This is a genomic window from Limnohabitans sp., assembly GCF_044361985.1.
GTDB lineage: Bacteria > Pseudomonadota > Gammaproteobacteria > Burkholderiales > Burkholderiaceae_C > Limnohabitans_A.
Genome location: NZ_JBIKHV010000096.1, coordinates 1 through 7,479, shown reverse-complemented (window position 1 = coordinate 7,479; position 7,479 = coordinate 1). Strand labels below are relative to the sequence as shown.

Here is a 7,479-nt window from a genome sequence, read left to right as displayed (position 1 = left end):
GCAAATCGCCCACCTCGGTGAACAACCTGGCCACCAACAAAAGCTTCTCTTGGTTTGAAAACAATGTGATCTACCGAGTACCGGCCAATTTTCCGGGTGCAGGGCGTCGCGTTTACCCTGGATTCTTACAGTACACCGGCTTTGTGGCCATGAACCCCGACCGCCACGCCACCAGCCATTACGACTACTTCAAAGACCTGATCAAGGGTGACGACGCCAGCACCGAAGCCCACCGCAAGTTCTACGATGAGTACAACGCCGTGCTCGACATGGACGCTGATTACTACCTGGAAACCATCCAGACCGTGTTCCAGGACTTCAAGCTGGTCAACGGCACTTGGGACGTCAAAGGCGTGGATGGCCGCGTGGAACGTGTTCGCCCACAAGATATTAAGCACACCGCCTTGCTGACCGTCGAGGGTGAGCTGGACGACATCTCAGGCTCAGGCCAGACACGTGCTGCCCAAGACCTGTGCAGTGGCGTGCTGGCCAGCGAACGCCAACACTTGGAAGTGGAAGGCGCTGGCCACTACGGCATCTTCAGCGGACGTCGCTGGCGCGATATTGTGTACCCCCAACTGGTCAAGTTCATCAAGAGCCATGCAGTGAACACAACCGGAAAAACCGTGGCGGTGGCTCTTCAGAAGGTGAAGGTTGTCAAGACCGTCAAGACCGTCCAATCCGCGCCCACTCCTGCGGTCAAACGCGCCCAAAAACCTACTGTCAAAGTCGCTGTTGCCAAAAAAGTCCCAGTCAAGGCCACCAGCAAGGCCACGGCGGTCGCCAAACCCAACACTTCGGCCAAAACCACCTGGGTTGTTCCGAAGAAAAAAGCCTGAGGTCCATGCCTGCTTTACCGCCATCAGCGCCTGAGACCCAGGCGCTTTTTCTATTGTTGAACGATGCACTGCCCCAGACGCAGTGCACGCGCTGCGGTTTCCCTGACTGCGCCAGCTACGCCCTGGCGATGGCCGAATTGAGTGCCCCCATCAACCAATGTCCCCCCGGTGGGCAAACGGGCATTGAGCGCCTGGCGGCACTGACGGGTCAGCCAGTGACACCCCTCAATTTTGAGCACGGCACCGAAGGTCCACGCCGAATGGCCATCATCGACGAGGCTTGGTGCATCGGTTGCACCCTGTGCATCAAGGCCTGTCCGACCGATGCGATTTTGGGTGCCAACAAGTTGATGCACACCGTGATCGAACCCTGGTGCACAGGTTGCGAGCTGTGCATCCCGGCGTGCCCTGTCGACTGCATTTCATTGGAAAATGTGACAGGCACACACACCGGCTGGGCCGCCTGGTCTTCTGCTGCCGCGGACACCGCACGCCAGCGTTACCAAGACCGAAAATCGCGCCTACAAAGTGAGCTGCATGAGCACCAGGCTCACCAGCAAGCTGAGCTCCAAATGAAACTCTCGGATCTGCCCACCCACACCAAGATCGACTCAGGACCAGGCGCCCAAACCGAAATCGACCGCAAGCGCGCAATCCTTCAGGCCGCTTTGGCCAAAGCCCAAGCACGCAACAGCGCTGCCTGAATCAAACACAAAATGGCGTGGTCGATCAAAGGCCCTTGGGTGGGACCTTTGCTGGGCCGTTTTGCAAGGTCTGTCAGTCTGAACGGCTAGCGCCGTGCACAGGGCAATCTGACTGAAATCAGGCGTTGGCCAGCCTTTGGAACGCACTGACCACTTCAGGCGGCGCCTGAACCAGTTCGATCAGCACGCCTTCGCCGCCAATCGGAAACTCCTCGTTCGCTTTGGGGTGCAAAAACGTGATGTCAAAACCGGCGGCCCCCTTGCGAATGCCTCCCGGTGCAAAGCGCACGCCTTGTGCTGTGAGCCATTCCACGGCCACAGGCAAATCATCGATCCACAAACCGATGTGATTCAGCGGCGTGGTGTGCACAGCGGGCTTTTTTTCTGGGTCCAGCGGTTGCATCAGATCGACTTCGACCTTGAACGGGCCGCTACCAATAGCGCAAATGTCTTCGTCCACATTTTCACGTTCACTTTTGTAGGTGCCGGTCACTTGCAGGCCGAACATGTCGACCCAGAGTTTTTGCAGACGGCCCTTGTCAGGGCCACCAATGGCGATTTGCTGAACACCCAAAACCTTGAAGGGACGTGTCATTTATTCGAACTCCACAATCATCTGGTCGACTGTGAGCGATTCGCCTTGGACGGCGACCACATTTTTGACCACCCCGTCTTGCGTGGCGAACAGCACGTTTTCCATCTTCATGGCTTCGATCACGGCCACCCGCTCACCGGCTTGCACTTTTTGGCCCGGCTGCACCGACACCTCAACCAACAGGCCGGGCATGGGTGACAACACAAAGCGGCTCAGGTCAGGCGGTGCCTTGTAGGGCATGAGCTTGTGCAGCTCGGCCATGCGGGGCGACATCACCAAGGCTTCGATGCGGGTGCCGTTGTGCTGCACTTGCAAGGCCAATGGGTTCTTCACCGTGCCGCGTTCGATTTGCGCCGTGAACGGCTTGCCGTTGCACGTGCCTTCAATGCGGATGTCGTTCAAACGCGAGTTGCTCTCAATCGCATAAGTTTTGCCGCCCACGGTGATTTGCGCGACACCGGGTTTGCCCGTGAACTCATCGACATGCACGGACACATAGCGGTTGTTGCCGCCCTGCCCCAACTCGACCACCGCATAGTCCTGGCCGATCTTGACATCGTAGCCCGGCAACTGACCACTGAGGTTGGCAGCGCGTTGGCGTGACTTGCGGCGTACAAAGGCAGCCAGTGCAGCCAAGAAATCGTGGTCGTCGTGCGGCACATCTTCGGCACGGAAGCCTTTGCTGTACTGCTCGGCAATGAAGCCTGTGTTGAAGTCACCGGACACAAAGCGGGGGTGCGCCAGCAAGGCGGCCTGAAAAGGGATGTTGGAGCTGATGCCCCGAATCACAAATCCGTTCAACGCATCGCGCATTTTGGCAATCGCCTCGTTGCGGTCCTTGCCGTGCACGATCAGCTTGGCAATCATCGAGTCGTAGAACATCGGGATCTCGCCGCCGTCTTGCACGCCGGTGTCCACGCGCACGCCAAACAGGTCGGCGGTGTTGCCCTGGAACATGGTTTGCTTGGGCGTTTGGAAACGCACCAAACGGCCCGTAGAAGGCAAGAAGTTGCGGAACGGATCTTCAGCGTTGATTCGGCACTCAATGGCCCAGCCATTGCGCTGGACGTCTTCTTGCGCGATGGGCAATTTCTCGCCAGCAGCCACCCGGATCATCATCTCGACCAAATCGAGGCCCGTGATGGCCTCGGTGACCGGGTGCTCCACCTGCAAGCGGGTGTTCATCTCTAAAAAGTAAAAGCTCTGGTCTTTGCCGACCACAAACTCCACCGTACCGGCCGATTGGTATTTCACGGCCTTGGCCAATTGCACAGCCTGCTCACCCATGGCTTTGCGGGTGGCGTCGGAGATGAATGGCGATGGTGCTTCTTCGATCACCTTTTGGTGACGGCGCTGGATCGAGCACTCGCGCTCGTTCAAATAAATCACGTTGCCATGGCTGTCGCCCAGCACCTGGATTTCGATGTGCCGAGGCTCTTCGACGAACTTCTCGATGAACACGCGGTCATCGCCAAAGCTGTTGCGCGCTTCGTTGCGGCAAGAAGTGAAGCCTTCAAAGGCCTCCTTGTCATTGAAGGCCACGCGCAGGCCTTTGCCACCGCCACCGGCCGATGCTTTGATCATCACGGGGTAGCCAATGCTCTTGGCGATTTCGACGGCTTTTTCTGCGGTTTCAATGGCATCGTTGACACCGGGAATGCAGTTCACACCGGCAGCGCCCGCCAGCTTTTTGGACTCGATCTTGTCGCCCATGGCAGCAATCGAGAAGTGGCGTGGGCCGATGAAGGCGATGCCTTCGTCTTCGCAGCGTTTGGAGAATTCGGCGTTCTCGCTCAGGAAACCATAGCCCGGGTGAATGGCTTGCGCGCCCGTGGCCTTGGCTGCCGCGATGATCTTGTCAGCGACCAAATACGACTCGCGCGAAGCGGCAGGCCCAATCAGCACAGCCTCGTCGGCCAGCAGCACGTGCCTTGCTTCCTTGTCGGCTTCCGAGTAAACGGCCACGGTTTTGATGCCCATTTTTTGAGCAGTGGCAATGACGCGGCAGGCGATCTCGCCGCGGTTGGCAATCAGGATTTTGGTAAACATGTTCTTCATCTCCTTCGGCTTAAAGCGGAATGTTCCCGTGCTTACGCCATGGGTTTTCGATTTTCTTGTCTTTGAGCATGACCAGCGAGCGGCAAATGCGTTTGCGTGTTTCGTGCGGCTGGATCACATCGTCGATGAAGCCGCGTGCGCCCGCCACAAAGGGGTTGGCAAAGCGGGCTTTGTATTCGGCTTCTTTGGCGGCCAGTTTTTCCGGGTCACCCTTGTCTTCACGGAAGATGATCTCGACCGCGCCTTTGGCACCCATGACCGCGATTTCGGCGTTGGGCCAGGCAAAGTTGACGTCACCGCGCAAATGCTTGGAGGCCATCACGTCGTACGCGCCGCCGTAGGCTTTGCGCGTTATGACGGTGATTTTTGGCACGGTGCACTCGGCATAGGCGTAGAGCAATTTGGCGCCATGCTTGATGATGCCGCCAAACTCTTGGCTGGTGCCAGGCATGAAACCAGGCACGTCGACAAAAGTGATGACGGGGATGTTGAACGCATCGCAAAAGCGCACAAAGCGCGCCGCCTTGATGGAGCTCTTGATGTCCAGACAACCGGCCAGCACCAGCGGCTGGTTGGCCACGATGCCCACGGTTTGGCCTTCCATGCGGGCAAAGCCGATCAGGATGTTTTTGGCGTAGTCGGGCTGCAGCTCGAAGAAGTCGCCATCGTCCACGGTTTTGACGATGAGTTCCTTCATGTCATAGGCTTTGTTGGGATTCTCGGGCACCAAGGTGTCCAGGCTCATGTCCAAGCGGCCAGAGGGGTCGCCACTGGGTCGCACAGGCGCTTTTTCGCGGTTGTTCAGCGGCAGGTAGTTGTACAGGCGGCGCAACATCAGCAGCGCTTCCACGTCGTTCTCAAAGGCCATGTCGGCCACGCCGCTTTTGGTGGTGTGCGTCAGGGCGCCGCCCAGCTCTTCAGCCGTCACTTCTTCGTGCGTCACCGTCTTGACCACTTCAGGGCCCGTCACAAACATGTAAGACGTGTCCTTGACCATGAAGATGAAGTCGGTCAGCGCTGGCGAATACACCGCGCCACCAGCCGACGGCCCCATGATCATGCTGATCTGCGGCACCACACCACTGGCCATCACGTTGCGCTGGAAAACATCGGCGTAACCACCGAGCGAGGCCACGCCTTCCTGAATGCGGGCACCGCCCGAATCGTTCAGGCCGATCACGGGTGCGCCGACCTTCATGGCTTGGTCCATGATTTTGCAAATCTTTTCGGCGTGTGTTTCAGACAAAGCACCACCGTACACGGTGAAGTCTTGACTGAAGACAAACACCAAGCGGCCGTTGATCATGCCGTAGCCAGTGACCACGCCGTCGCCGGGAATCTTGTTGTCTTCCATGCCAAAGTCGGTGCAACGGTGTTCAACGAACATGTCCCACTCTTCAAAAGTGCCTTCGTCCAGCAAGACCTCAATGCGCTCGCGTGCCGTGAGTTTGCCTTTGGCGTGCTGCGCGTCAATGCGCTTTTGTCCGCCGCCCAAGCGGGCCGCAGCGCGCTTTTGTTCCAATTGTTCGTTGATGTCTTGCATGGTGGCTCTCTTTTCTCCAGGAAGATTGTTCATTCACTCTGCGCTTTGACTTTTCGTTTCATAGGCGCTGAGCAATTGACGGGCAGCCGTCGAAGCGGCCAATTGGCCCGCTGCAACTTGTTGGCTGAGTTGGGGCAGCAGCGCTTGCACCCGCGCTTGCGTCCGAAAATTTTGCTTGAGGCCGGCGTCGATGCGCTCCCACATCCACGACAAGGCTTGATGTTGGCGGCGAAGGGCCCATCGGCCATTGCGGGTTTGCAGGTCCTTGAACTCACTGACGGCAGCCCAAAAACTGTCAACACCCTGATTCAGCAGGGCACTCAGTTGCACCACCTTGGGGTGCCACAGCGTGGTGTCAGCATGCGCGTGCCCCGAGCCGCCATGCATGCCCAGCAATTGCAAGGCGCTGGTGATCTGCAGCTCGGCACGGGTGGCAGCGATCGCATCAATGTCGGCCTTGTTGATGACGACCAAATCGGCCAACTCCATCACCCCTTTTTTGATGGCTTGCAGGTCATCGCCCGCATTGGGCAGCTGCATCAGCACAAACATGTCGGTCATGTTGGCCACCGCCGTCTCGGACTGGCCCACACCGACCGTCTCGACCATCACAATGTCATAGCCAGCAGCTTCGCACACCAGCATGGACTCGCGGGTTTTTTCGGCCACGCCTCCCAAAGTGCCGCTGCTGGGGCTGGGGCGAATGTAGGCGCGCTCGTGCACACTCAGCAACTCCATGCGGGTTTTGTCGCCCAGGATGGAACCACCAGACACCGTGCTGGACGGGTCCACCGCCAGCACCGCCACACGGTAGCCTTGGCCAATCAAATACAAACCCAACGCTTCGATGAAGGTGGATTTGCCGACACCCGGCACACCGCTGATGCCCAGCCGAAACGACTGGCCCGTGTGCGGCAGCATGGCCGTGAGCAGCTCATCGGCCAGGGCACGGTGGTCCACGCGGGTGGATTCGAGCAGCGTGATGGCTTTGGCCATGGCGCGGCGCTGCTCGGCCGCGTTACCGTGCAGCAAGCCATCGAGCAACTGCACAGGGCTCACCCGAGCGCCTTCTTGATTTGCTCCAGCACGTCTTTGGCGCTGACCGGGATCGGTGTGCCGGGGCCGTAAATGCCCTTGACACCCGCTTCGTACAAGAAGTCGTAGTCCTGACGTGGAATCACACCCCCAACGAACACGATGATGTCGTCGGCCCCTTGCTTTTTCAGCTCGGCAATGATGGCGGGCACAAGGGTCTTGTGTCCAGCGGCCAAAGTGGATACACCCACGGCATGCACATCGTTTTCAATTGCCTGTCGGGCGCACTCTTCCGGTGTTTGAAACAACGGTCCCATGTCCACGTCGTAGCCCAGATCGGCAAACGCCGTGGCCACCACTTTGGCACCCCGGTCGTGACCGTCTTGACCCAACTTAGAAATCATCACGCGAGGGCGTCGGCCTTGTTTGTCGGCGAATTCGGCGATGTCGGCTTTGAGCTGGTTCCAGTATTCCATGGTGTCTCCCACGTTGTCGCCGTCGTCGTAAGCAGCGGCGTAGACGCCCGTCACCTTTTGGGTGTCGGCACGGTGACGGCCGAAGGCGGTTTCCAGCGCGTCAGAAATTTCACCCACCGTGGCACGCAAACGCACCGCCTGGATCGACAGGTCCAGCAAGTTGCCCTGGCCCGACTCGGCCGAAGCGCTCAGGGCCGCCAGCGCGGCCTGCACTTTGGCGCTGTCACGG

Annotated in this window: 6 protein-coding genes and 1 pseudogene; 2 read left to right on the top strand and 5 right to left on the bottom strand. The window is 58.7% G+C overall.

Features of this window, described 5'->3' with window-relative positions:
- Together ACIQ3A_RS12545 and rsxB are read left to right on the top strand one after the other, a co-directional pair.
- Window positions 1-839, top strand: a pseudogene (locus ACIQ3A_RS12545) (polyhydroxyalkanoate depolymerase); the annotation flags it as partial.
- Window positions 840-844: 5 nt separating this feature from the next.
- Window positions 845-1,543, top strand: a complete 699-nt coding sequence (gene rsxB / locus ACIQ3A_RS12540) for an electron transport complex subunit RsxB (protein WP_396432069.1) — start codon at window positions 845-847, stop codon at window positions 1,541-1,543.
- A 118-nt stretch (window positions 1,544-1,661) separates the two neighbouring features.
- On the opposite strand, the gene ACIQ3A_RS12535 is transcribed toward rsxB, so the two are convergent.
- The 5 genes from ACIQ3A_RS12535 to ACIQ3A_RS12515 all read right to left on the bottom strand — a co-directional run.
- Window positions 1,662-2,138, bottom strand: a complete 477-nt coding sequence (locus ACIQ3A_RS12535; protein WP_396432068.1) for a VOC family protein — start codon at window positions 2,136-2,138, stop codon at window positions 1,662-1,664.
- Entirely contained in the window at window positions 2,139-4,187 is a 2,049-nt protein-coding gene (locus ACIQ3A_RS12530) for an acetyl-CoA carboxylase biotin carboxylase subunit (RefSeq protein WP_396432067.1), read from the bottom strand. It abuts the gene before it with no gap.
- Between the two features lie 19 nt (window positions 4,188-4,206).
- Window positions 4,207-5,739, bottom strand: coding sequence for an acyl-CoA carboxylase subunit beta (locus tag ACIQ3A_RS12525; protein WP_396432066.1), 1,533 nt, complete (start codon window positions 5,737-5,739; stop codon window positions 4,207-4,209).
- A gap of 33 nt (window positions 5,740-5,772) precedes the next feature.
- A complete protein-coding gene (meaB, locus tag ACIQ3A_RS12520; protein ID WP_396432065.1) occupies window positions 5,773-6,798 on the bottom strand; it encodes a methylmalonyl Co-A mutase-associated GTPase MeaB in 1,026 nt (341 codons plus the stop codon).
- Window positions 6,795-7,479: methylmalonyl-CoA mutase family protein (locus ACIQ3A_RS12515; RefSeq protein ID WP_396432064.1), on the bottom strand; the 685-nt coding region annotated here is incomplete at its 5' end. The genes meaB and ACIQ3A_RS12515, both read right to left, overlap by 4 nt.

Excerpts from the sequence above, each read along its gene's own strand:
- ACIQ3A_RS12530 (WP_396432067.1), bottom strand. The coding sequence starts at position 4,187 with ATGTTTACCAAAATCCTGATTGCCAACCGCGGCGAGATCGCCTGCCGC.
- rsxB (WP_396432069.1), top strand. The coding sequence starts at position 845 with ATGCCTGCTTTACCGCCATCAGCGCCTGAGACCCAGGCGCTTTTTCTA.
- ACIQ3A_RS12535 (WP_396432068.1), bottom strand. The coding sequence starts at position 2,138 with ATGACACGTCCCTTCAAGGTTTTGGGTGTTCAGCAAATCGCCATTGGT.
- ACIQ3A_RS12525 (WP_396432066.1), bottom strand. The coding sequence starts at position 5,739 with ATGCAAGACATCAACGAACAATTGGAACAAAAGCGCGCTGCGGCCCGC.